The 306-nt window shown below is 68.0% G+C and carries 1 protein-coding gene; it reads right to left on the bottom strand.

Translation table 11 applies throughout. The features are described from left to right. On the bottom strand, positions 1-306 hold a 306-nt coding region (locus J9611_RS21620), incomplete at both ends, for an FAD-dependent oxidoreductase (protein WP_211883397.1).

Genomic DNA, 306 nt, shown 5'->3' with positions numbered 1-306 from the left:
GTGCTGGTCCTTGCCGTAGCGGTGGAGGCCGCCGAGGTCGTAGCTGGAGGCGTAGGCGCCGCGGGTCCATTCCTCCGAGCCCCAGTCGGACTCGTAGTAGACCTCAGGCGTCAGGGCCTTCCCGCCGAGGAAGCCCGCGATGGATTCCAGGACGGCCCGCTTGCGGTCTTCGGCGCTGAGCTCGAACACCGCGTCGGCCTTCTCATCCGAGATGAAGCCGACCAGGGTGCCGCGCGGATCCTCATGGTTGGTGTTGTCGTAGACCTCCTGGACCAGGGATCCGGCGCCGAAGCCGGTGCCGGACAG

The sequence above is a fragment of the Pseudarthrobacter albicanus genome (genome assembly GCF_018224015.1).
GTDB lineage: Bacteria > Actinomycetota > Actinomycetes > Actinomycetales > Micrococcaceae > Arthrobacter > Arthrobacter albicanus.
The sequence above is the reverse complement of the archived record's forward strand: the minus strand, read 5'-3'. Positions and strand labels throughout refer to the sequence as shown.